General features: G+C 48.0%; 23 protein-coding genes, 1 tRNA gene and 5 pseudogenes. 6 read left to right on the top strand and 23 right to left on the bottom strand.

The window, feature by feature from the left end; translation table 11 throughout:
• Positions 1-157: 157 nt before the first annotated feature.
• Positions 158-2182 (bottom strand): annotated as a pseudogene (gene metG, locus JCM10550_RS07780) (methionine--tRNA ligase).
• 145 nt (positions 2183-2327) lie between these two features.
• Here metG and JCM10550_RS07775 point away from each other — a divergent pair.
• Together JCM10550_RS07775 and JCM10550_RS07770 are read left to right on the top strand one after the other, a co-directional pair.
• Positions 2328-2792 carry a hypothetical protein gene (locus tag JCM10550_RS07775; RefSeq protein ID WP_062398264.1) on the top strand — a complete coding sequence of 155 codons (465 nt, stop codon included), beginning with the start codon at positions 2328-2330 and terminating at the stop codon, positions 2790-2792.
• The gene (locus JCM10550_RS07770) at positions 2719-3018 is read left to right on the top strand and encodes a hypothetical protein (RefSeq protein WP_062398261.1); all 300 of its coding nucleotides are present in this window, start codon (positions 2719-2721) and stop codon (positions 3016-3018) included. The genes JCM10550_RS07775 and JCM10550_RS07770 overlap by 74 nt, the downstream gene beginning before the upstream one ends.
• Positions 3019-3029: 11 nt before the next feature.
• Here JCM10550_RS07770 and JCM10550_RS07765 read toward each other — a convergent pair whose 3' ends face one another.
• From JCM10550_RS07765 to JCM10550_RS22515, 6 genes and pseudogenes are all read right to left on the bottom strand, one after another.
• Complete coding sequence (locus JCM10550_RS07765) at positions 3030-3728, bottom strand: amino acid ABC transporter permease (protein ID WP_062398259.1); 699 nt, start codon at positions 3726-3728, stop codon at positions 3030-3032.
• 3 nt (positions 3729-3731) lie between these two features.
• Positions 3732-4490: pseudogene (locus JCM10550_RS07760) on the bottom strand (amino acid ABC transporter ATP-binding protein).
• A 1-nt stretch (position 4491) separates the two neighbouring features.
• Positions 4492-5173 (bottom strand): annotated as a pseudogene (locus JCM10550_RS07755) (ABC transporter permease subunit).
• 152 nt (positions 5174-5325) lie between these two features.
• Positions 5326-6130, bottom strand: a pseudogene (locus JCM10550_RS07750) (ABC transporter substrate-binding protein).
• A gap of 156 nt (positions 6131-6286) precedes the next feature.
• Entirely contained in the window at positions 6287-6670 is a 384-nt protein-coding gene (locus JCM10550_RS22520; RefSeq protein ID WP_245618878.1) for a hypothetical protein, read from the bottom strand.
• A complete protein-coding gene (locus tag JCM10550_RS22515; RefSeq protein ID WP_245618877.1) occupies positions 6634-7053 on the bottom strand; it encodes a hypothetical protein in 420 nt (139 codons plus the stop codon). Before JCM10550_RS22515 ends, JCM10550_RS22520 begins: the two co-directional genes overlap by 37 nt.
• A 237-nt stretch (positions 7054-7290) precedes the next feature.
• Here JCM10550_RS22515 and JCM10550_RS07740 point away from each other — a divergent pair.
• Positions 7291-7364, top strand: a tRNA-Phe gene (locus JCM10550_RS07740).
• A 780-nt stretch (positions 7365-8144) separates the two neighbouring features.
• Here the strand turns inward: JCM10550_RS07740 and JCM10550_RS07735 are convergent.
• From JCM10550_RS07735 to JCM10550_RS07670, 15 genes and pseudogenes are all read right to left on the bottom strand, one after another.
• A complete protein-coding gene (locus JCM10550_RS07735; RefSeq protein ID WP_157200059.1) occupies positions 8145-8396 on the bottom strand; it encodes a hypothetical protein in 252 nt (83 codons plus the stop codon).
• On the bottom strand, positions 8393-8875 hold the full coding sequence (locus JCM10550_RS07730) for an AAA family ATPase (RefSeq protein WP_281175328.1): 483 nt from the start codon (positions 8873-8875) through the stop codon (positions 8393-8395). The genes JCM10550_RS07735 and JCM10550_RS07730 overlap by 4 nt, the downstream gene beginning before the upstream one ends.
• 650 nt (positions 8876-9525) lie before the next feature.
• On the bottom strand, positions 9526-11022 hold the full coding sequence (locus JCM10550_RS07725) for a class I SAM-dependent DNA methyltransferase (RefSeq protein ID WP_062398253.1): 1497 nt from the start codon (positions 11020-11022) through the stop codon (positions 9526-9528).
• Positions 11023-11050: 28 nt separating this feature from the next.
• Complete coding sequence (locus JCM10550_RS07720; RefSeq protein WP_062398252.1) at positions 11051-11275, bottom strand: hypothetical protein; 225 nt, start codon at positions 11273-11275, stop codon at positions 11051-11053.
• 80 nt (positions 11276-11355) lie between these two features.
• Positions 11356-12144 (bottom strand): annotated as a pseudogene (locus JCM10550_RS07715) (restriction endonuclease subunit S); the annotation flags it as partial.
• Between the two features lie 104 nt (positions 12145-12248).
• The gene (locus tag JCM10550_RS22510) at positions 12249-12815 is read right to left on the bottom strand and encodes a type I restriction-modification enzyme R subunit C-terminal domain-containing protein (protein ID WP_245618872.1); all 567 of its coding nucleotides are present in this window, start codon (positions 12813-12815) and stop codon (positions 12249-12251) included.
• Positions 12816-12835: 20 nt separating this feature from the next.
• Positions 12836-13240, bottom strand: a complete 405-nt coding sequence (locus JCM10550_RS22505; protein WP_245618870.1) for a hypothetical protein — start codon at positions 13238-13240, stop codon at positions 12836-12838.
• A 152-nt stretch (positions 13241-13392) separates the two neighbouring features.
• The gene (locus tag JCM10550_RS22500) at positions 13393-15111 is read right to left on the bottom strand and encodes a DEAD/DEAH box helicase family protein (RefSeq protein ID WP_245618869.1); all 1719 of its coding nucleotides are present in this window, start codon (positions 15109-15111) and stop codon (positions 13393-13395) included.
• Between the two features lie 418 nt (positions 15112-15529).
• On the bottom strand, positions 15530-15667 hold the full coding sequence (locus tag JCM10550_RS18550) for a hypothetical protein (RefSeq protein ID WP_157200058.1): 138 nt from the start codon (positions 15665-15667) through the stop codon (positions 15530-15532).
• A gap of 1409 nt (positions 15668-17076) precedes the next feature.
• Positions 17077-17526: a hypothetical protein gene (locus JCM10550_RS07695; protein ID WP_062398244.1), complete on the bottom strand. Its 450-nt coding sequence runs from the start codon at positions 17524-17526 to the stop codon at positions 17077-17079.
• Positions 17513-18193 carry a hypothetical protein gene (locus tag JCM10550_RS07690; protein WP_062398242.1) on the bottom strand — a complete coding sequence of 227 codons (681 nt, stop codon included), beginning with the start codon at positions 18191-18193 and terminating at the stop codon, positions 17513-17515. The genes JCM10550_RS07695 and JCM10550_RS07690 overlap by 14 nt, the downstream gene beginning before the upstream one ends.
• 76 nt (positions 18194-18269) lie before the next feature.
• On the bottom strand, positions 18270-19172 hold the full coding sequence (locus tag JCM10550_RS22495; protein ID WP_245618867.1) for a hypothetical protein: 903 nt from the start codon (positions 19170-19172) through the stop codon (positions 18270-18272).
• A gap of 145 nt (positions 19173-19317) precedes the next feature.
• Positions 19318-19629: a hypothetical protein gene (locus JCM10550_RS07680; protein WP_062398238.1), complete on the bottom strand. Its 312-nt coding sequence runs from the start codon at positions 19627-19629 to the stop codon at positions 19318-19320.
• Entirely contained in the window at positions 19626-19871 is a 246-nt protein-coding gene (locus JCM10550_RS07675) for a hypothetical protein (protein ID WP_062398236.1), read from the bottom strand. The genes JCM10550_RS07680 and JCM10550_RS07675 overlap by 4 nt, the downstream gene beginning before the upstream one ends.
• A gap of 85 nt (positions 19872-19956) precedes the next feature.
• Entirely contained in the window at positions 19957-20334 is a 378-nt protein-coding gene (locus tag JCM10550_RS07670) for a hypothetical protein (protein ID WP_062398234.1), read from the bottom strand.
• A 120-nt stretch (positions 20335-20454) separates the two neighbouring features.
• Between JCM10550_RS07670 and JCM10550_RS07665 the strand changes: the two genes are divergently transcribed.
• The 3 genes from JCM10550_RS07665 to JCM10550_RS07655 all read left to right on the top strand — a co-directional run bounded on the left by JCM10550_RS07665 (position 20455) and on the right by JCM10550_RS07655 (position 23135).
• Entirely contained in the window at positions 20455-20973 is a 519-nt protein-coding gene (locus JCM10550_RS07665) for a hypothetical protein (RefSeq protein WP_062398232.1), read from the top strand.
• Between the two features lie 62 nt (positions 20974-21035).
• Positions 21036-21368: a hypothetical protein gene (locus tag JCM10550_RS07660; RefSeq protein ID WP_062398230.1), complete on the top strand. Its 333-nt coding sequence runs from the start codon at positions 21036-21038 to the stop codon at positions 21366-21368.
• A 630-nt stretch (positions 21369-21998) separates the two neighbouring features.
• Positions 21999-23135 carry an FRG domain-containing protein gene (locus JCM10550_RS07655; protein ID WP_062398228.1) on the top strand — a complete coding sequence of 379 codons (1137 nt, stop codon included), beginning with the start codon at positions 21999-22001 and terminating at the stop codon, positions 23133-23135.
• Positions 23136-23263: 128 nt separating this feature from the next.
• Here the strand turns inward: JCM10550_RS07655 and JCM10550_RS07650 are convergent, their stop codons facing one another.
• Complete coding sequence (locus tag JCM10550_RS07650; RefSeq protein WP_062398227.1) at positions 23264-23620, bottom strand: DUF2513 domain-containing protein; 357 nt, start codon at positions 23618-23620, stop codon at positions 23264-23266.
• Positions 23621-24651: the final 1031 nt, after the last annotated feature.

Raw genomic sequence — 24651 nt, 5'->3', positions numbered from 1 at the left:
TCCGCCCCCTCCATGCGTCTGTGTGGATCGTATTTTCCCGGCCATATGTCCATAGGATGCACCATAAAATCGCTATGTGGCCACCGATGACAGAAGTGCATTCAAACTGACGGGAATCGTGAATGGATGAAAAAAAGAGTATTTTCAGGGGGAAAAATCACAGGACTTTTGTTCCGGGTTCCACGTCCTCGTTTGGAATCAGGAGCGAGGCATTGTCTCCTGCCGCAAGGATCATGCCGTCGCTCTCTACGCCAAAGAGTTTGGCTTTCTTGAGGTTTGTCACCACGACAACGGACTTTCCAACCAGTTCTTCCGGCGTGTAGTGCTGGGCGATGCCACTGACGATCTGGCGCTCTTCATCCCCAAGATTCACCTGAATCTTGAGCAGTTTCTTTGACCCTTCAATCTTTTCTGCTGCAAGAACCGTTGCAACCTTCATCTCAACACGTGCAAATTCGTCGATGGTGATACGTTCTTCTGTCTGTATTTCAGTATTTTCGCTCATTTCTGCTTCCTCTATTCGTTTGTTCATAATTTCGTTCAGGGTATCCCGCGTCTCGTCCTCAATTTTCGCAAATATAATAGACGGTTTGGGAAGATTATGGTGCGCAAATCCTTCTGTTGCTTCTGCAATCTGGTGCGCGGTGACGCTGTCGGTATATCCCAGCATCTCCCATGCCTTCTGCGCCTCTTCCGGGATCAGTGCATCAAAGAGCAACGTGCAGGCCTTGGCAATCTGGAGACAGTTGAGGATCACCGATTCTGCTGCCGCCCGGTCTTCTTTGATGAGTTTCCAGGGGGGGCATTGTTCTGAATATAGGAGTTGCCATATGAGGCAAGCGCCATCATCTCATCGATGGCATTCTTGAACTCATACCGTTCCATCTCCGTTTTGACACTGTCCAGGGTTGCCTGAATCCTCTCGCAGATTTCAGGGGCAGGCGCACCTTCCGGAATGCCTCCCAGTTTGTTTGCGGCAAAATGCAGGGTCCGGTAGAGGAAATTGCCCAGAGTGTCCACCAGTTCGTTATTGATCCGTTCCTGGAAGATTTCCCAGGAAAAGTTGAGCTCCTTGGTGTGCGATGTATAGGCCAGCAGATAATAGCGGAGATAATCTGCCGGAAGTCCCTGGTCAAGGTAATCGTCATTCGTCCAGACGACATATCCCCCCCGTGACTTGGAGAAGGTCTTGTCATTTATTTTGACCATGCCGCTTGCCACCACAGCATCCGGTGTGGCATACCCGGCACCCTTCAGGATGGCTGGCCAGAAGACACAGTGGTGTAGATGATATCCTGCCCGATAAAGTGCGTGATGGGCTGACTGCCCCCCCGCCAGAACTGTTCCCAGTCGCCGTTGTTCTCTTCCGCCCACTCCTTGGTGAACGCCATGTATCCAATCGGTGCGTCAACCCAGACATAGACCACCAGGTCTTCATTGCCGGGGGGGAATTTCACTCCCCAGTCAAGCGTCCGGGTGATGCACCAGTCATGCAATCCTTCTTTGAGCCACCCGATGGCATAATTCCGTGCATTTGTCGTGCCGCCCAGTGTGGGCAGGTATTCCTGCAAGTACTCGCTGAAATCCCCGAGCTTGAAGAAATAATGTTCCTGTTCTCTCATCTCGCTTTTTCGCCGCAGACCTTACAGACCGGGTGGGTAATTTCACCGGGCTCCAGGTGTTTGCCGCATCCCTGGTCGCATTCATCTCCCCCCCGCGCATGGGCACCGCAGTGGGGGGGACAGATGCCTTCCACATACCTATCTGGCAGAAACATCTGACATTTGGGGGGGCAGTAGCTCTGGCTGATCGTTTTCTGATAGACATGTCCGTTGTCGATGAGTGACTGAACCATCTCACGTGCCAGCTGATGGTTGGTGGGGGGGTCATCCGTCATACCAAATCGGTCAAAGATGACATTCATCCGTTTAAATGTCGAATCAAAGTGGTCATGATATATTTCGGATATTTCACGGGGGGGAGTCTTGCCGCTCTGGTCGGCGGATATGACGATGGGAGTCCCGTGATTGTCTGAACCACAGATAAAAAGGGCCTCTTTACCGGAATGGCGAAGATAACGGACATAGAAGTCCGCAGGGACATAGGTACGCAGGTGCCCGATATGGCAGTGCCCGTTGGTGTACGGAAGTCCGCAGGTTACCAGCAGAGGTGAATCACTCATGCCTAATTTTTTAGCCGTTGATGGTATAAATACATAATATCAATGAATAAACGCAGACATCTCCCGGTTCAATCATTCGGGGGGGGAGGAACCCGACCCGGATATCCCCGCCCTTGCCGCCTGGGCGGCCCGGCAAAAGGGGGGGGTGGGATGCGACCTTCTCTCGTTTAAGGTTGAACGTTCGCTCCGGGATCAGGCAGGACTGGACCGTCTGGCATACGGGGGGGGCATGTACTATGCGGACCGGGTGCGTGATTCCGTGGGCGGCATTCGTTCCGGATTTCTGCGCGAAGAACCCTGGATGTCTCCGGAATCACTCCGCGATGACGCTTCGCGCGCCGTTGCCTGCTCAAAAAAGGTCTGGGCCGTGCTGCCGTCCCCGCTGCAGTTGAAGGTGGAAGACGGCATCTTTCACGACCGGGAGGACTACGAGAGCAGCCTCTGTAACATCTACTGCCTCCTGATGCGGGAGATGCGGGACGCCGGGGGGGTATACGGGACAGTCATTATCGGCGAACAGTTCTCCGCTCTGGAGCGTGAACTGCTTCCCGGAAGACGAGTGCTGCTCCACGCTCTTTCCGGGAATACCCGGGCTTGCAGGGATTCTTGAAGTCCAGAATACTCTGTCCCTTCCCACACACCGCCTTCGGGTCATTCCGGACCTGCTGGATGCATATGAGATCCGCTCCCTGACCGTGATCGACGGGAAAGAACAGGATTTTGCAGGACTTCTTCCGTATTTTGATCCCGAAGACCTCATCGCAGGAGGATATGCTCCCGATGGCGGACGAGAATACTGGGAAGACGTCTCGGCACACGCCTTTGTTTTTGTCTGATACAAAAAAGATTAGAGAATATCCAGCATGCTCCGGCCGGACTGGGTCATTCCCGGCACCGCCACCTTTCTTTCGATGAGCATGACGGCAATCGTGGTAATGGTCACGAGAAGCAGATACCCCAGTCCAACGGCCAGAAATACCTCGGTATATGCAAAGTATTTCGTTGCCACCATCTTTCCCGAACCGGTCAGTTCAACGACGGTGAGCATGTAGGCAAGGGACGAATATTTGATAAGATAGATAAACTCGTTGGAGAGTCCCGGGATGGCCCGTATGAGTGCCTGGGGGGGAAGAATAATGTGGCGGACGGCCTGCATCCGGGTCATGCCGAGTGCCTGTGCCGCAATCATCTGGCCTTCCTTGACCGAACTGATCGCACCCCGGATATACTCGGAGTTGTAGGCACCGTTGCACATAATAAACCCGACCAGCGATGCGACAAAGGCCGAGAGGGTAATCCCAACTGAGGGCAGTCCAAAATACAGGATAAAGAGCATCAGCAGGAGCGGTGTTCCCTTAATAAACCCGACCGCACCCTTGCACAGGAGAGACATGGGTTTGGACCCGTAGACCCGGCCGACCGCGACAAGAATGCCCAGAATAAGACCAAACGGGGGGGCGGTAATGGCGATCAGTTTTATCGTGACCACCAGCCCGTCCATCAGGACGGAGAGTAGGATCTGGAAGATAAACGCAGACTGGTCCATTCCTTAATCACCATCGATATGGTCGGACTGGCCGATGAAATCCCTGCAGCGCTCAAACCTCGTGTCGTTCATCAACTCATGGGGGGGATCCCTGCTCTTTTATCTCACCATGCTCCATGAACATGATGCGGTTGGCGACAGAACAGGCAAATCCCATCTCGTGGGTGACCACAAGCATCGTCATCCCTGCCAGAGCCAGTTTCTTCATGACCTCAAGGACCTCACGGGTTAATTCCGGATCCAGTGCCGAGGTGGGTTCATCAAAGAGGATGACATCCGGGTCCATCGCAAGGGCACGGGCGATGGATACCCGTTGTGCCTGACCTCCAGAGAGTTCTGCCGGATAGTGCTCGGCCCACTCCTCCATGCCCACCTGCCGGAGTTCCTCGAGGGCTTTTTCCCGGGCCTCCTTTGGCTTCATCCCCCGGACTTTGATGAGGGCGATCTCGACATTGCGCACCGCCGTCAAGTGGTCGAAGAGAAAGAAGTTCTGGAAGACCATGCCAATTTTCTGCCGGAAATGATTGATATTCTTACCTGAATTCGTGACTTCTGCATCCCCGAGCCATACCGAACCTGATCGGGCTGGATGAGGAGGTTGATGCAGCGCAGAAGGGTACTCTTTCCCGTACCGGACGGGCCGATGAAACAGATGGTCTCTCCTCTTTTCACATCAAATGAGACCCCCCCTTTCAGTACCGCTAAATCTCCAAATGACTTGTGAATATTTTCAACCCTGAGTATTGTCTCGTTATTTTTCATATTATGCAGCTCCTGTTCCGAATCCGGGTATCTCTATCTTCTTTTCAATCATGTGGAGAGCTCTCATCCCTGCAAAGTTCAGGAGGATGAAGATACCGGCACAGACGAGATATAACGGCATGGTGACAGATGTATTGGAGACCGCCTGCGATGTCCGTGTCATGAGTTCCATTACCCCCCCGATGGCGTAACAGATGGAAGAATCGGTCAGGATATTCGGATACTCGTTCGACCATCCCGGAAGTGCCACACGCACGGCCTGCGGCAGTATGACATGGCGTATGCTCTGAAGTTTTGTCATTCCCAGAGAACGTGCGGCAATCATCTGCCCCCCCTCACTGACCGACTGTATGGCCCCCCCGCGAAGATCTGTGACTGGTAGGCAGCACCCCTCAGCCCCAGCACAGTGGCGCCGACAACGAATGCCGGAACGTCCAGTCCCAGTCCCGGAAAGATACCGAAAAAGAACAGGAACAGTAACACAAGCACCGGAAGACCACGGAAAAACCATACAAAAACGCCAACGAAAAAACGGACCGGACGCTTCCCGTATACCTGCCGACTGCCATCGGCAGGCCAAAAAGCACACCCAGAAGCAGTGCAGACCCGACAAGTCCGAGGGTGGCAAAAATTCCCCCGATAATATATGGGAACCATTCTGTGATTACTGCTAAGAAACCCATTGAAAACCCTTGAAATCCCGTTTAATCCGGAACACATTCACTACGCTGTGCGAATCTATACAGCAGAATATGTACCTACAGGATATACTGGGCGGTAGTATGCAATAGAAGTTGTGGAGTGGTTTTCCTCCACCATTTTCTGTCTGTTCCGACTAAGCCATTTCGTACTTGGTCTTCAGTTCTTCCCAGTAGGGGGTCTGCCATGAGTGCGGTGATACCTGCATTCATGGTGTTTAAGAGTTCGGTGTCACCCTTCCGGATGGCCACACCATACTCTTCGCCGGTGTTGATCTCACCAACGATGACAATGGGCTTTCCGGCGATTGCCTCAAGCATAGGGGGTTTGTCATAGATTGCCGCATCGATGCGCTTGATCTTCAGGTCTTCTGCTACCAGAGGGAAGTTCGGGTACGTGGCCTTCAGGTTCTCCTTGGGCATGAGATCGGTTTCGATGAGATTCTCTTCAATCCATATCTGACCGGTGGTACCGCTCTGTGCACCAATGACGAGGGTGCCGTTCTTGAAGTCATCAAGGGTGTAGCCCGAGTCTTCATGCACGGCAACCGACTGGTTCACGATCCAGTAGGGAATCGAAAAGTCTACCTGTTCTTTTCTCTCCGGGGGGGTGATGGTCATTCCTGCATAGACCATGTCAATCTTGTTGTTCATGAGTGACGGAATGATGCTGTCCCAGGCCATGGGCTGGATTTTTACGTCAAAACCCTGATTTTCTGCGATCCATTTGACGGACTCGACATCAAAGCCCTGTGCATTTCCATCAGAGTCGATAAACGCGTAGGGAGCATAATCCCCGTCAATACCAACAATGTAGACGGTCTTATCCGAGATGTTCACCTGCGGTTTTGCAGGTGTATCATCAGATGACGTGCAGCCGGCAAATGCGACTGTCACTGCCATGATGAGAACAAGAACCAATCCCAATCCTTTGTGATTCATCAGATCTATTTTTGTTGAGAAATCTATTATGTTTTATGAATTGTGCACAAAAAAAGAGAAGGAGAATGGGTGTATGTAATCAGGGAAGAGCATCCGCAACCCGAACCAGTTCATCGAAACAGCCGGCTTTTTTCAGGAAAAACAGGGAGACTTTATCTATGAAGTCAGGGTGAACGTGCCGCCTGCCGCAGGCGGGTGTCCGCCGCCGGAGAATTCGCGTGCAATGAGGTGACTGACGGGAACGGCTGAACGTATGGAAAACCGGCCGTTTGTCCCGTATACCACCTCAATGTCAGTTTGGTAGAGATCCCGGATCTCGTGGGCGGTCTCACTGGGATAGCCGTACATCGGGGCAAAGGCAATTTTGTAGCGGGATTCGATGATCTTCATCCGCCGGATGCTCTTTTTTATCGCATCCTGTCGTTCTTTTTCAATCGTTTGGTACTCTTCCTCTATCCAGTCATCCGTGATGATGCCTTTCGCGAGGCGGTCGCGAACCGGATTCAGATTGCGTCGCTTTGTACAGATCTGACCCAGCATTTTGCACGGGGGGGATCCTCGTTTTTCCAGAGGTCGTAGTCACAGACGACCCGGGCGACTTCTTCCGCAGTCTTATCCCCCGGCAAAAGATCCCCTGCACATACGGCCGCAGCGCAGCGTGTGGTGTCCACCATGCAGGTCACACCGGTATGTTGAATCGAGAGCAGTTCCTCATCCGTCCAGCGGTGATGGTCGCGCCAGCAGACCTCCCATCCGTTCTTTATCGCCTTCTTCACCAGTTTATCCGCATCCTTGCAGTAGCCAAGGTCAGAGATGCTGAGGAGGTGACCTTTTCCCGGCAGTGCGCCGATGTCACGCAGGAACGACGGGAACGAACCGACGGACGACCAGATGGTGAATATGCCATCGGGGGGGTATTTCATCCGGTGCACGGCATCACATCCCGCTGCGTCAAGATCGTTGTGCGAGAGATGTACAACCTCTGTTTTCCGTTCAGAGACTGCTTTCAGCAGATTTTCTCTCCCGGAATTTGCGTTTCCCTTTTTGTCCCCCCCATGATATTGGTATAGTTTGGAAGTGGTGGAATAAATATCCTGACTCGCTTACCCGGACACAAATCGATGGTATTATATCCAAGTGCTACCAATCTTAATATCCAAGCCTTAGTAGCTCAGATTGGGAGAGCGCCAGACTGAAGATCTGGTTGTCGCTGGTTCAAATCCGGCCTGAGGCACTCCGCGCCTAAGTATAATGCCCAATGGGAAAAAGAAGTGCGTTGCGCTAATTTTTTTCAGAAGGATGAAAATTATTCTGGCACCCCCCCTTTTTGTATGTTTGACGTGTGTTTTCAGTCGTCATATTGCGCCTGTGTTGCCGTATTTTTACAATCTCATAGATACTTATGTCATGCGGCGCCATGAACTCACGTGCCGCTATACGCCCTGTGTTGCTGCGTGATTGAGTGAAATTGGTGTGTTCATTCATCGGATGGTCATTACCCTGCATCCCTGCTATGGCGAACACACGTTTTTGTGTGCGCTGGTGGTTGAACTTGCTCTTATCGGGCGTTCATACGTCCGATTTCCGGACGGAATCTGTGAATTGCTCTCACATCGATTTAGCAGCGTGCTGTTGTCTCCTGTGTGTGAGACGATAAACAATTGGGCGTGCTCCTGAAATGGCTCTCACGTGGTGCTGCATGGATGCCTTTGCGAAGTGTAGAGTTCGTGTAGTATATTTTGTTGGCCAGGGGGGGGCGGGATTGGCCCGTGTGTTGCATGGTTGGTGCGTCTGGTGGAGTCCTATGGGGGCTGACAGCGGTGTTGTCTGCCTTAGTCTTCCTGCAAGACAATTCCTGTGAAGATAATTGGAATCATGTTACTGTAAATTTGCAAGAATTTATCTCACGTTCACAATGGTCTGCTGGCCTTAAATTTAGCCAACTACTGAGGTACATATCGAGGTTTTTACTCCCAATTTCATGGAAGATCTAAAAGATGTGGTTCGGTAAGCATCAGGCATCCACCGTTCCGCTGAATGACGGGAAATCACACTCATATTCTTCCACTGCGAGCAAGACATGCTCTTGTGTCACCGTATCCTCTCCTTGTTTCTCTGCTATTTCTCCTGCACATCTTAATATATCAATTGCTTCCCTGGCATTGCCAGTAGCCTCTGCAGAGTATGCAGCACACATCGGAATAACAGGTTCTTCCAGGACTCCCTCATGGAATGCTACTCGCCGATCTTCGAGGATTTCAGTCAATTGCTCCTTGGTGTATGAGGGGGGGTGATCATGGACAGGCTACCGAACGACGACAGAATTGCCGGGTCGAGGAAGTGTGTAAATCTTACATTTTTCAGCATCCCCACAACGGACACAAACCGATTGTCTTTGAGGTGTCCACCTTCAGCGACCCGCGAGAATTCGTAGAGGATATCAGGTTTTTTCATTAGATCAATTTTGTCGAGAACCAGTATCATCGAAAGTCCTTGTTTGTTGAGAGTGTCCCAAATCATGTTAAAATATTCTGGGATAGAATACCCTCTGCTGGAAACGTGCATATCCGGATTGAGTTCCCGGAGAATACCGGTTAGAACCTTGGATGCAGGCCAGTTGTCCACCGTGAGACTGACCACCCTGACATTGGAGACGTCTTGTTCTTTGAGGGCAATGAGATACTTCCGCAGAACATATTCAGTCACCGTGGATTTCCCTGTCCCTGCCATTCCGTAGATGAGGATATTGCGGGGGGGTGGCTCCCCCCCGCTGTGTAAGGTTTGAATGCCATTGCCATATGACGTATTTCTTCCTCTCTGCCGAGGGGGGTTTCTCGGGTGTGTATTGGATGGATAACACGGTTTTGTCCTTGAATATTCCCATGATCAGTGGTCTATGTATCGGCATATAGCATTTAGCAATGTGAAGTGTCGGTTCCCCCTGAACATCCTTATCTTCGCATTCTTGGATTGGGTTTGGTGGAAGAAAAACTAAAAATCAAAGTAATGATCCTTGGGATTTTGGATTTAGATTTTTGTGTCTGTCTCAGAGTTCCATCTGGAAAAATAGGGTGTCTGTTTCGGTGAGATATTATATATTAGAAAGGCAGACCTTCGCTTATAAGGAACTCTGTACCTTCGCGGACACTACCACACATCCATATCCCACCCCCCCGGTCGTCTTTGATGCCAGGACCTTGTCGCCCTACACGATCCAGACCGTCAACGAGTCGTATATCACATCCATGTTCTGAATGCAGGGCGACACTGCACCATGTGGCTCATATGTAGTATATGCGGGGGCTGCTTTCAGAGGAATTGGAACAGTTTTGGCAGTGATAGCATGGTTTACTGGATTTTGACGATATCCTAAGTATGATAAAAAATATTGGGAATCAACTATTTTTCAACAATTCCCGCAGCTCATCAAGATTCACCAATATCTGCTTCTCAATACCCTCAATCTTCTCAATAATCACTTCAGGAGGGTCATACTCAATCTCTTCATATTCAATCTCTTTGTACCGCGAAATTGAAAGGTCGAAATTATTCTCCTTGATCTCCTCAAACGGCACATAGAAGCACTTGCCCTTCCGGTCTTCAGGCACTTCATCTCTCCGGCCCCTGAAATGCTCAATAATATCAGGGATGTCACCCTTTCCGTCAATGAGCGTCCGTTTGTCATCCAGTGAGAAACCATCTGCCTCCATATCATAGAACCAGACCTTCTCAGTCGCTCCACCCTTGGCAAAGATAAGCACAGCGGTGGAAACCCCCCCTGCATACGGTCTGAAGACACCGGATGGCATGGAGACAATACCTTCGACCTGGTTCTCCTCAAGGAGCATCTGCCGGAGTTTCTTATGCGCCTTTGAACTCCCGAACACAACGCCATCCGGCACGATCACCGCACACCGCCCGCCAATCGTCAGGAGGTGAATCATCCGTTCCACAAACAGAAGTTCGGTCTTTGTCGTTGGAAGGCTCAGAATGTCACTGATATCGCTCTTATCGATACTCCCCCCCTTGAACGGAGGATTGGCAAGCACCACCGAATACCGCTCCTCCTCATTGTAGAGCTTGGAGAGCGTATCCTTCTGCTCAATCTGTGGTGCCTTAATCCCGTGGAGCATCATGTTCATGAGCGAGATGCGGGCCATCGTGGAATCAAAATCATATCCATAGAACGTATCACTCCAGAGCTTCTCCCAATGCCGCTGGTCAGTGATATTATCCCCCCCGATGAGATTGTGGTATTCGCCCTCACTGTCAACCTCCAGCATATCGGGGGGGCTGGTGTATTTCCGGATGATATATTCATAGGCGTTGATCAGGAATCCTGCCGTTCCGCAGGCAGGGTCACATATACGGTCATTGACATCCGGTTCAACCAGTTCCACCATCATCCGGATGATATGCCGGGGGGGTGTCCGGAACTGTCCGTTCATACCTGCAGTGGAGAGCTGGGAGAGAAGATACTCGTAGATGTCGCCCTGTGTATCACGGTTCTGGGCGGTGATATCCATCTCATCGATAAGGGCAACCGCCTCCTGCAAGAGGGACGGTTTCGGGATGATGAAGACTGCATCCCGCATCTGCCGGGTGAAGAGTGTCTTCTCCTCGCTGTGCAGGTTCTTGATGAACGGGAAGACAACATCACGGACGTGCACGAGCATCTGCTCGGCAGGATAGTGCTTCCAGTTCGACCACCGGCACGCATCCTTTCCCTCGAAGACGGACGTATATTCGATATCCCGTGCCCGTGCACGGTTCTGCTCAACGACATCCATGTCCTCCAGCCGCTTCATGAAGATGATGTAAGACATCTGTTCGATGGACTGGAGGGGGTTTGACATCCCGCCGCTCCAGAAGCGATCCCAGAGGGTGTCAATCTTTGATTTTAATTCGGGGGGGCTAGTTTCATATAGTCAATTCTCCAATGAAAGCTTTGGACATTAGGTACCTCACAAGATCAGCAGAATTCTTCTCAGAGTGAATTATTTTCTTGTGAAGAACATCCATTAATTGAATAATTTTTGCAAAGTTATTTTGTAATTCAATGGGTGGCAACAGAATTTCCAAGGATTTTACATCCCCCCCTTGATTAATACTAGCTTGATTTACTGCTTTCTTGGCCTTACTCATAATTTGGTTTCTGACATATTGTGTGCACAATAATGCAGTAATGTAGCGAGGATCTGCTATTTCAGTATCGATATTCAATCTCATAATGTTTGATTCAAAAACAGTGGTTCATACAAAATTTCAATTAAACCACATTTTCCAAGGTACTCTATGCTATTGACACGATTAATTAAAATATCTTCAATTACCAAACCATATCTCTCTATTTCAGATTCAGAACATTTCAAACGCTTTAAATTTTCGAGTCCATATATTTTGCCATCATAAAATGAATCAATTCGCATGATTGGGGTTCCATCCCCCCCATAAAAATCGGATGACTTATAGAGTCCATTTTGAGGACTTTTAAGTAGAATTTTATCGAAGGAACATTCTTTCCAAGTGTATGGATTAGAGGCAGGATCACCAAACATATCCAGAAAAACGCTCTGCACCAGCTTCTGTATGAGTGCATCTACCTCTGCCCGAAGGCGTTGAGTCGCCTCTGCTTTTTCAAGGATGTCAACAATCTTGCGCTGTGTTTCGAGGGGGGGTGGAATAGGGATATTCGTGTTATCAAAATCTGATTTCACTATGTGTTTCATTGTTGATCCATGGCTGAATTTTTTCATATCTTCGAGAATATTCCGAATTGCATAAATGAAATAATTCTTATCAACAATATTTAAATCAGGAATAGCTTTGAAAATATGCTGATTCAATACAGCATCTCCTCGTTCCCAAAGGAACACGCCCAGAGAGGCAGACCACGATATTAAGATGTCTCCATTTTTCAAAAAATATTTACTATCAGCTTCGCCGTTGTAATAGTTGAATTCTTTAAATTGGTTTGTTAAATTTTGAATTCTAACAATTGGCATGCCAGTTTTTGTCCACTCTGAGGCTTGAAAGCGCGGCCATTAATATATACTCCAATATCCCCCAATCTCTTCCATTCCCACCCCTCAGGCAACTCCTTCTTCACCACTTCTCCTCATGCCTCCGCAACATACAATTCCTGTTCCAGTCCCTGGCATATGCCAATGAACGCCCTGAGGTCGCCCTCGTCAAACATCGGCAGCGGTGCGTTGATGCCAAAATTGGTGAACGGAGCGTCCCAGAGATCTGTCATATCTATGTGTTTTTTGCGCATAAATACCGTCTGAATCGTCCTGATGAAGTGGAGCTGGTCGGCGGTGTAGTGCTTGTTGTTCTCAGCCATAAAGGTCTGGAACGCTTCATCGATCTTCTTTTTCGGGTCGGGTGCCCGGTAGAGTCCCAGGACTGATTTGATAAAATCAACAAGCGTCCCCCCCCGTGGCTGCCGGTAGCCTTTCTGCAGGACTTCCTCATTGATATTCACCCCCCCGGCATCCGTGAGGGTTTCTTCCAGACGGGTGAGGTCGGTTTCGGTGATGGCTTCATCGTTTGCAATCTTTTGGATGACAGGGTCTTCGGTCGCCATCTCGCGGATTCGCTCTTCCACCTTCTTGACAAATGCGGTGACATAGGGAGGGGGGGCATCCTCATTCACCTCCCAGATGCTGCGTTTCTCAATCACATCTCCCATGTCGATAACAATCATCGGGGGGGAGTTTCCTTTGACATGTACTTCATCAGCGGTGCGATATCAGACACAAGCATCCGGGTATCCTCGAACGAAAGACCCTTCCAGAACGACCGGGAGAGCACGTCATCCAGCTGGTCTTCCTTCTGCCGGACTTTTTCAAGATTACGCGGGAGAAGGTCAACCATTTCAGCGATGGCGTTCTTCTGCCGTTCTATTTCCCTGTCATTTCCTTCTAGGACAGCAAGCGTAAGACGCTCAGACTTGATCGTAAAGGACGCTTCCTTGAGATTGACACCCATCTGGTAGCGCATCAGGGGCATCATATGGGATGTCAGATACGCAATCGGGTCAATGGCAACATTGTCCCACAACTTTGGAGAGAGTGCTTTCTGTATTTCCTGCTCGTGTTCCCGCACACTTACAGAATCTGACGGGAGAGCACGGATGTCATCCTCGATTTTTGCCCGAATAACCGCAGCATGTTCCTCATCTCCTGCCTGTATCAGGTGGTCAAGCTGTTTGACCCGCAGGAGAAAGATCCGGCTGGTAATCGCTTCAATGGGTTCGTTTATCCTCCTCCTGGGTTCATGTTCCAGTAATCAAAATTATTCCAGAAATCGAAGACCTTGAAATACTCCTTCTTCCCGTCCGGGAGCCAGTCACGGTGTTTGCATACCGAATCCGCCCGTGTCCCTCTTCCCAGCATCTGCCAGAATTTGATCTTGGAAAAGACGGGTTTTGCAAAGACAAGGTTGCATACCTCCGGCACGTCAATGCCGGTGTCCAGCATATCGACCGAGATGGCAACACGGGGAAATGACTCCTTCTCAAAGTCTTTGATGAGATCCTGTGCACGGGAGTCCTCAGAGACAATGATGCGTGCCAGATTCCCCCCCTTATATTCAGGATAGAGGTCATTGAACGCCTCATGAAGGCGGTTCGCATGCTTCTTTGATATGGCAAAGAAGATGGTCTTTGCAGGAAGGGTGCCGGTCTCATCCATCTGGCAATTATCCATGAACTCCCGGACGATTGCTTCAGACGTTCCCTTCACGGCAATCTTCTTCTCCAGAACAGAGCCATCAAAATCAATTTCATCCGGGTCGATGCCCTGTTCAATGAGACGGTTCCGTTCGGTCTCGCTCAGGTCTGAGGGCTTCACCCCCCCTTCAATCTGGAAGTGGGTCTGAGCACCCATGATATTCTTGCGGAAGTCACAGAGGATACCGTCCTTCACCGCCTCTTCATATGAGTAGAGAGCGGTTGGTGCCTGGTTATCACACCCGAAGAACCGGAAGGTATCCCGGTCAACAAGGTCTGCGGGCGTTGCAGTCAGCCCAATTTGTATGGCATCGAAATAGGTGAAGACATCCCGCCATTTATTATAGATACTGCGATGTGCTTCGTCAGAGATGATGAGGTCAAACTCACCGGGTGAGATGAGATACTGACCGTTTTCATCTTTCTGGGTATAAATTTCCTGAAATGTCTGGATGGTGGAGACATAGAGCCGCTTTTCCTTGTTGAAATTCCCGTGCAGGATTTTGTCCTTCGCCTCCTGCGGGAAGAACTCCTGAAACCCTTTGTTCCATGCCTGATCACGAAGTGCCTTTCTGTCTGCAAGGAAGAGCACCCGGTGAGCACGGTTCTCCTGCATGAGAGCATCGATAATTGCCATTGCGACACGGGTCTTCCCCCCCGTGCCCGTAGCCATCACAATCAACGCTTTCCTGTGGCCCTTCTGGATGTGCTCCACTATCCGTTTGACATTCTCGATACTCTTCGGGCGGTCAACAATATCGGTATTGACTCCTCTCGGTGTATCCGGCTGAACCTGTTCATTCTGGAAGCGAAGCCGCTCAAGGTCTTTGCGGGCGTAGAACCCGTTCACCATCCGGGGGGGAGGATAACGCTGCCTGTCCCAGAACTTTATTTCATATCCGTTTGTGAGAAAAATGAAGACATCCCGGCCCGTCTGGCGTTTGATATCATCGGCATATTGTTCGGCCTGCTTTTGACCGATTTCGGGGGGGTCTTTTGATGTCCGTTTTGCCTCGATTACAGCAAGAGGATTTCTCAGACTGTCCAGCAGGAGATAATCTGCATATTTACTTTCAAAATCGTTCTTGAGCGTTTCGTCAACGGTCTTGTAGTCACAGGCATTGAAATCAGACTGCTTTGTATCAACCTCCGGGATGACATGCGAACGGCTGTCAACATCCCAGCCCTGCTCTTTGAGCCGGACATCAATCTTTTGTTTCCGCGTCTGATTTTCATTGAGATCCATGCGTCACTCCGTTTTGGTTAGATATTGAATGAAAAATTAATTCAAGTTAATAATTGACTCGTTTGGCACCATACATCAACCTTATGGAATCTGTTTGATATTTCTCAATAGTCATCAACAATACTTCAACATCGACAGAAAAGAAAAATGAGACAGAAATCTCATACAGAAAACGTCTTATTTAGTTGATCCCACGCCATCAACCGTTCAACAACGTGTTGATTGAGGGAAAATGGCTTCCCGTTCTTGGCATTCTGCTTCAGTTAATGAAGAGTCCCTTTTGAATATCCACCTTTCAATCGTCAGACCCTTCGGTTCGGGTCGTCTCCTCCGGCGGGGGGGTCTCTGGACCGCCAGCGCTGCTGGTCTTGGTGGTGCACTCGGTGAGTTCATCCGCAGAGGATCCACTCTCCACGGCTCACCATGAGCTGTGCACAAATGGCGGTGACGGGGGGGTCGGCCCGCTTGAGTAGTGCATTGTAGGTCTTACGGTCTTCCGGGGGGGGCGGTCAGTCTCCTGTGCAGCAGGGACTGTGGTGCCTGCATCTGCTCGCATTGCCCGCCAAGGTTCTGGCGGTGTCTTCGGCCTGCTGATGCACCTCATTATTCATGTGAACACAGCCAGAGTTACAGTCAGAGTTGCGGGTGGGATCGCCTGCCATGATCTTCCTGATTACTGTTTCAATGCCCGTGTTGTCGTCCCTGTCTGCATCCCGCAGGCCTCCTCTCGTAGGGTGCGGATCTGGTCGTGGAGGTCTTCCCGGATCTCTTCCAGCATATTGGCTTTGCATTCAAAGGCGGCGGTGTTGGTTACATATGCAGTTATCGTGACATCATCCAGGGGGGGGCGGTGGTAAGTATCATCTGCTCACACCTCTTCCGGTTCAATCCCGAACGCATCAGCGTAGCATTACATATTCGTCGATCCGTCCACTTTCCATGTTTGTCACCATCCAGCAATGATGAGAACATATCATGGATGAAATCTTATATTTTGTATTTGTCTTCCTGAGGCACTTTTAGGTTTGGGAAGATGCTCATGTTTGATGAATGCAATAAATAGGGATTGTAAAAGAAAAGTATAGTTAAGAGCCGTTCTTTAGCAGGGATAGTTGGGATGAACCAACAGCCACATCATAATGTTCAAAAATTAATTTGAACATTGTTCTAATTGCAATACTCTCGACTATTTCAAGTATCCCTGTCTTAACGATATTTGCTTTCATTTTCTTCAAAATCCTCTTTAAATTATTCTTAAAATTCGTTTTAAAAATCCATCTATAGATGACTGGAGAAACTATCGCAACTATCACTGCCAGCCCGAAGGAGGCTGTAATAGTAAATTATTGGTCATTATTATTTGTCCCTTTCTGTTTTAAGGCTTGAGTCTCCCCCCCATCAGTGCCCGGTAAATGTTAAATTGCCGTGGGGGTAGCATTCCTCAAAGACATAAAGAGGATAGGGCTTATCAATCCTCGTCCCTTTTTTACGGTGTCCGAAATGTGGATCATAGGCTCACTTCTCTGGGAGGCAATAGAATAGCGTTAGAATCACATGTCATATCAACCACCTCAAAAATAATTCTGTAAGGCTTTACTCATCGAAGGTGAGCACGTCCCGTAGGCACTCGGTGAAATACATACGGGTTGATGTTCATGGTCCGTGGATCTGCCTGGCGGTCTGGATTGCAGATGAACCTGAACATATGATTCATTTTAATGGCTACAAATTTTTGATTGGAATTGAATGATTCTGATATTTTTAATTGAATCAATTATTTTAAAAATAGAGAACAATCATAGCATGCTATGGGAGGGTGCCTCTCTAAAAGTTGCATGTGAATGAAGGGGTGTCCCACTCTTCATTAGGTGCAGGACACTTCCCGAGAAGACAAACGGTGTTTCGCTCTCTTCTCCCGTTTATCATGCGGGCAGCATCACCGGCGGGATCTCAAGGTTCATGGTTTTACCTCGCCGGTGGTCGCTTTGCCCACTGTCCCCCCCGGCTTTTCCCTGCGTTGCCCACGAGTGGGCGTGCCTGTATTGGCTCCCGGTTCTGATTTTGTGGGGGGGTTGGCATTGTTTTTTGGTGTCCCTCCGGTTCGCTTTGCCCATTCCCAGACTGTGAGAGAGATGGAGTGAGACGGGTGCAGATCTCCCTTTGGTATTTGTCTTCTCTCTCCATCTCCTTGTTGGGCAAAGTGTTATTATTATAATTATTATTTATTATTATATTGGTTAGATTAGGAAAAGAAGCGCCATACGTGCCGATTATCGCTTTGCCCATTTGCGGGCAAAGTGTGGGAAAAGTGCGGGCAATGTGGGCAACGAGGGATTTTTCTATGATGTCCGGTATAAGGGAAATGCCGCCATGGCTGTTCCATGCAATATATGCTCTCTCGTCAAGTGTATTCATTTTTCGTGGTTGAACGGGTTACCCCCCCATCTGTTCCGGGTATTGATGTGTTTTTCTTCTCAAATGTTAGCGCAGGGCATTTACTGAGAAGTCCGGGGTTGTGGTTCCTGTCTTTCCTCCCGTGTATGGCCCGGCGTACTTTATCGGTGGTAATGCCGGTTTTACTCACCAGTGAATTTAATGTGATTTTTTCCACCCTGTCTGTTGTCATCTTATACATTGCACCCAGTACGCGGGCCTCGTCCGGTGTGAGCTGTGTTCCCTGTGAACCCTCATCACCAAACAGCGCCGAATAAATTTCATATGCCGTGGCGTAGTCATCCATGCTTGCAACTATCCCGCGGTCTGGATCAATCTTCCTTTGTTTGTATCTCATGCGGGTGACGGCTTGGATCATGTCCGCAAATATTGTGGTGTTCCGTCGGTTTGATTCGGTATCATATTTGATCGCTTCTGAGAACCACACCCATACTGGTAGCACCTCAGAAGAGATCATTTCCCACATGTATCGGCACACGGTGAACCGTGGATCTTTTTTGGCACCCTCTGCCAGACTCCTGAGAAAATGTTCAGTAAATGCCCGATCTGCCTCTTTGCTGTCGTCTACGTATGGCTGTAAGCACCGGTTATGGAACTGATCGTCTGTGGTATCTTCGGTTGCTGCCAACCACCAGACACACCGAGCGGGAAAAATGTGGGTTGTTGGTTTGCCGTTCAAAACCGTATGGTGCTTATACGGTTTCCTAATGTCCGATGTGGCACCCCCTGAACAATTCCTGCAATGCGTCACTCATCTCCTTGTCATCACGAACAATGATTGAACCTTCAGGGTGGTTGTGATATAACAGCGCCTTATCAGAAAGGCTACCTTCAACCTTACACCTGTCGGGCATCTGCTCAAGAACCGTATCATACGTGCTGCTCTTCCCTTTCCCAGAAGGGCCGATAGTAAGAACATGTAATCCCTTAGAGGTCGCCACCACACGAGAGGCAGCACATAAATAGCAGCATTTGGCCACAATATCATCACCCACGTGTGATGTATGGAACACTTCCAGAAAGTAGGCGAGGGGGGGATCCTCTTCAGTGAGCACCCGTTCCGCCTCTGCCAAGACTTCGGGGTCTGCCCCTTCTGGTTCTGGTTCGGCTGTTGCACGTGCAGGGATGGGGCCTCTTGGCCCGGTGGCCTGCTGCTTTCGTTCCCGGTTCATCTTCTCACGCTGTGGACCGTATCCCCCCCGGCGGTCGAGTGCATCGAACACCGCGGGCCAATGTCCTTCCAGGCATCCGGGTCCGGCTTCCGAACAGTCGATAATTCTGTCTGCCACAGCGAGGGCCTCCAGTGGCCCGCCTCCACTCTCGTGGTGCCAGCACCTCCATTCATTCTTATGGGGGGGGTTTACGCTTAGGTTGGTGCCGGTATCCCCTCCATGAATGGGATGGTTCCCGATGATCTCATCTCCTCGGTATTGTGGGTTTTCAGGCATCAGGAAGTCCGTTACCTTCAATCCCAGACTTTCCGATATATTCGCTGAATTGTGCCTCTGTGGGGGGGCGTCGGTGCGGGCCTCTGCGGTCCGCTTTGTCTTGGCCTTCTTCTTGACGTCGTACCGGTCAATGAATGCCCGCACCTTCTCCAGAGGCACGGTGACGGGGGGGCCACGTCGTTGGTGATCTCGTAGGTCTTCCCGGTGTCCGGGTGGATTGAACCGGGGCCGACGACATAAGTCATAGAGTCAGGCCCGCGGACGTCACCCAGGTCTTTGTCTGTTGCTGTTTTCAGGACTGTCTTTATTGGTGGCAGGTCCGGGCATCTGAAATAGATGTGGGCTCCCGGTATCGGTGCCGCCCGGTGCTGACCATAAAGGAATTCTCAATCAGATCAGAAAAGAAGGGTTCGTCATAGAGGGCGGGGACATTGTCAGCATCCAGTACGCAAAGATCACCGGTCACCATCACGCCATAATTACCACCCTGCCTGATGTGCTGAAGAAGGCGGGGCGAGTCATGTGCGTAGTTCTGTTCCTTCCAGTATTCAAGTGGTTCCTTTCTCTTTGGTTTCAAGAGGATGAACCGGCACCCGTGCAGCTGCGGCGGAATCACAACGGGTGATTATCTTCTGGGGTTGGGTCGTCCCCCCCTCCTTCCGGCGGTTCTGGTGGTTTGGTGGTGGCCCGGCACGGAACCTTTGGCGGTGTCCCCCCCACAGGCACAATGTCTAGGCCATTTGGGTCTGCTGCACGTAAACGGTTAGCTTCCCCCCCTCGTGTCATCTTCACGCCTTTGTAGTTGGTCACCACATCATCGGAGGGGGGGGTGCATGGGCCTGCATCCGTTCTGGTCACGCCATTGCCTCAGCAGGGATAAGGTTATATGAACACGGAATAAAATGGAGAGTGTTGCGGGGGGGTGTCATTTGATACCCTACTTTCATCTGACCGCCTCTTCTGTCTCATCGATTATTGCCCACTCACCACGCCTGATCAGCACGTTCGCCGTTGCCCGGTATAGCGGATCAAGTGCCTCTAGGACATCACGGCTTATCAGTCGTGGCCTGGCATTGTCCACGGGTTTCATATGGGTAGATGTAGACATTAGACTGCACCTCTGTCTGAGGCTGCTCCCCCCCCGTTCTGATCTTGCTGGGTCTGGGCGGGGGTGATTTCTGTTCTTGATCTCTGCTGCAAGGGCATTCCGGAAAGTCTCTGCCATATTGATGCCAGCTTCCTTAGCCTGCTGTTTCATTTCAAGAGGGACGTGTATACAGGTTTGCTCGTAGACCTGTCCGCTCTTTGTCACCATTCGCATAAATTTTATTATCTCATGAAGTTACATATAGCAATAGGATTTTCTACAATACTAGAATATTTGCTACTAGTATTATTGCTGTTTGTGAAATTGCTAATATGCCGTGAGAAGGTGAAATAAATGGAAACAAAACTCCCTAAAATTCCACATCCTAACTTCCATGATGTGACCCCCCCTGCCATGAGGAAAAAATTGACTCGTGCAATGATTGAAATTGTTCTCTCAGGTAAACCTGTCTGGAGCACAAAGCTTGAAGTGGACGGCGAAAAAATCAAACAAAGATCCGCAGTAAATTGGCTGAAAATTCTTGAAAATAGTGGGTATCTAAAATCAGAAATTGTAAGAAATTGCAAAAATAGTGAAAGAAGGGATTATTCTCCGACCCTTGCAGGAGCTTTGTTATCATACAGTGAATTATTTATGCAAAGAGGGTGGGATAAAAAAGTCACGGCGGATATTATGGTTGGTCTGGAACCGCTTGTGAAATATTCATCGTTCATTTCTGCATGCTCAAGATCACATTTTTGGGAGGAATTGCAATCCTTAGTGGATATCGAAGATGATCCAAAGTATGCATACCTTGAAGAATGTGATTTTATGGATTTAGACCTAACACGGGGGGGGCATTTAAAGCATTAAAGAGATTTGAGGATGTAGGGGGGGCCTGTTTTGCAGATATAGTATATGGTGGTGCAGACATTTTGTTAAAATATATCAATCAGAGGCCAGAGGAGATAGGATATTTTAATGATCATCCTGATGAGTTTGATCAGAAATTAAATAAATCAATGATTGAGTCTTTCATTTTACATTCTGTCGATATGATAGAATTGTATGGCACGGAAAATAATCAATTATCTGAAATAGCAACTATGAGAATTTTGTTTGATGAGATACTTCCAGAATTGTATGAGAATATTGACTGTAAAAAGTTAGTTGAAACTCTACAATCGGAGTTGGAACGGCATTCTTTGTATTTTTACTGTTACAAATCAACTATTGAGCTACTTGAGAAAAATGTGAATAAAACTTGAAGGTTGCTTGTCAAATGATTGTCAGATGGTTGATACTTTTTGCTTTTTACTGTAAAGTACCTCTGTAGGGGCCATACAATATCTGAAATAACCGTGTGGAAGTTACATGGCAACTGGGTATGAAGAAGGGATCATGACCGGTCACTGTGGATGGCCATCAAGATTTATTTTTCCAATATCTTTCTGGTTACAAATTATAACGGGACCTGCGCCTGAAGGATAAAGGCCACCAGAGCTGCAGCAACCAATATCCAATATGTAACCAAGTCAAACGGAGAGGATAATCCGTTATTAGAAGGACAATCACTGCCGTGATGAAGAATCGAAAAACACCATTCATCAGGATAGAGAAGTGCGGGCCAGTCGTATGGCATGATGTTGTTTTTAGGGAGATGACCAAAAAGGATGCTCATTAATTTGCCACGGGGGGGTGTGTGGAGTTTTTGTCACTACTGGCAGGTGAATATTATTTGGAAAGAACAGGTTGCCGATGATATCGAAAAACTTGCCCGGTTGAAGGAGTGAACCCGGTACGGAGTTTTCATTTGCTTGTCAGTTCTATTCATTTGCTTGTCAGTTCTATTGTATGTTGTACTCAACCTTGTGCAGTAAGAATGTGGATGTGATCATGTGACCGAACAGGAAATTGAGTCTTCAGAATGGTCTAAAGCTGTAATAAATGTTACAGAATATCTCGAAAAGATAACAGAATTAACAATATGCGAATATGGAAAATTTGCCTTCCGAGGTCAGGGCGATATTTCACATCCTATTAGTTCCACAGCTGCAAGAAGACTTGGTTATAATCAACTAGGTGAAGATGCGCTGAAAAAATTCAATGACTATAACTGTGATTTGATTTCTAATGCAAAACTTAAGGGGTATGATAAGAAAGGAAACATCCCTCTGGAAGACCTTGAGCTTTTGGCAGAACTCCAGCATAATGGTGCTGCAACTGCATTAATCGATTTCACGTATTCTTCTTTGGTTGCACTTTATTTTGCATCTATAAATGATCCGGATAATGACGGTGTTGTACATATCATTAATACATCTGAACCTGAAAAATTCAAACCAATAAATGGCGATAATTCTGGGTGGAAATTTAAAAAATATTTGGAAGAAATGGGGGGGGATTTTCTTTGGGTGTGGGAACCTTCAGATTTGAATAATAGAATCCCTAAACAGCATTCGTTATTCATTTTTGGAAAACCTGAAATAATCGATGAATCGATAGAAAAGGTTAGAATTAGTGCAGATCAAAAATCCAAAATATTATTTGAATTACGGGATTTGCATGATATCAGTGGATTAACTCTTTTTAATGACATGGTAGGCTTTGCATCAGAAAATAGCTGTGAAAAACCATACTACTCCAAAGAATATTTGGAACAGATGAATAAAGCAAAATCAATGTATGTCACTGAGCAATCGAGTTTAGAAGAAATACTGGAATATGTGGAGAGAGCCCTAAAAATAAATCCTATTTCATACGAAGCTCTCATTTATTGTGCCAATATAAAAGATTGCTTAGAAGATTATCAGGGTGTAATTGAGATATGCGATCGGATTATTGATATTGAACCTGATAGTGCTACTGCCCTTATCTTACGTGCGAAGGCATATACTGAAATGCGTCAGTTTGATGATGCAATAAATGATCTGAGCCGTTCACTTGCAATAAGAAAAGACAATCCATACGCTGCCTTCCTTTTATCGCAATTAAAGGGGGGGAAGAAAAAATTGGAAGATTTGGCACACAAGTAATTCAAATCTAATTATTTTATGATATCCTGCTGGTCTAAATACCATAAAATACTCTCACTAGGATAACTAAACATGGAGGTTGAAGAAGGGTGAATAATACCTTTACTCAACCCGTTCTCACTCTCTAATTAAACGCCCATAGCATACTTGATAAGAAGTGCTGTGATAATATCGAAGGGAACAGATGAGATTTTATTTCCAAGTTCAGCCTTAACTTTCTTCCAAATACCGTCATCGCGGCAGTTATCAATGAAGTCATGGCCCTTTGGTGTCAGGTCTTTTATTACATAAATATAGGTATAGGATGGTCCATAAGTACGGTCACAAGAAGCATCAATCAATCCTTCATCAGCCATTATTTTCACCTGATAACTAACTTCATCCTTGTTGCTGTCATCTTGAAGATAAAGCTGAGTAAAGGGAAGATCCCGGCGGCTCTCTATTTCTAATAGAATTTCTCGAATGAGATCATAGTTGCGTTGCATAGACGTCTTGTTATGAAAGAGGAATGATAATTATTCCGAAAGTGTTTAAGAGGGGGTTATGTTGGCGATTAAATTTTAACTTACCCACATGAAGTCACTATGATCCCACTTTCATTAATTCTGACTTGCCTTTATTTACCGGGGGGGTGTATAGTATCTAAATACCGGAGGTGAAAAGGAGGAGAATTATGTGGTGCGTAATAAGTATGGTTTATCGTGTAAGGTTACCCACATTCCCCCCCGAAACAGGAACGGTAAAGAAGAATTATTCGTCTGAAAAAACAATAGATATTGTATAAGGAGGTAATTAAAAGAATTAGATAACAAAAACCAACAGCAGGTGCAACGAGTGCACCCATTATTGATAGAACAAATAATTTCGACAAAATATATTATGTTCTGTCACATTTAAGAGTTATCATAATGATCACGGTGACTACCGTCAAAGTCGTATTAACAGGAGACTTACGTGATAGTGCATATTTACGGGTTCACAGGGCTTTTAGTAATAATTATCACTGGAATTCTATCCTATCTCATAAGAGACAGGGTAGAATTTCATATAAATATTCAGAATTCCTTTAATCTGTTTTGAGTATTATGGGAGAACCTAAATTGGTTCTCCTCTACAACGAAATCCCGTTCTTCATTCACTTTCTGGCATTCTACCGGTTGTAAACAAGTACAGAACCTTAGCTGGAGTAGGAATGCACCGATTGCAGCAGCTGGCATTGTCCAGTATCCAATCTGAGATATCGGGGGGGTAGATAAGTGTGAGACAATGAGAATGAGAATCGAGGCGATGAAGAACCGGAAGCACCATTCAGCAGGGTATAGGAGGGTTAGCCAGTCGTATGGCATAATATTGTGGTTTGGATTTTCTTTATTATGGACCTTCATAAATAGAGAGAGTCGGGCGCAGGACTTATTGACATTGCCCGGCCGTCCGCACCATCTTCCATGCCTACCTCTCTTGCGTTAGATCATAGACGGAGCCGGGCCGTCACCTGCAGCTGGGGGGGACTCACCGG

The sequence above is a fragment of the Methanogenium cariaci JCM 10550 genome, from assembly GCF_001315945.1.
Taxonomy (GTDB): Archaea; Halobacteriota; Methanomicrobia; order Methanomicrobiales; family Methanomicrobiaceae; genus Methanogenium; species Methanogenium cariaci.
This window is presented reverse-complemented; position numbering and strand designations above follow the sequence as displayed.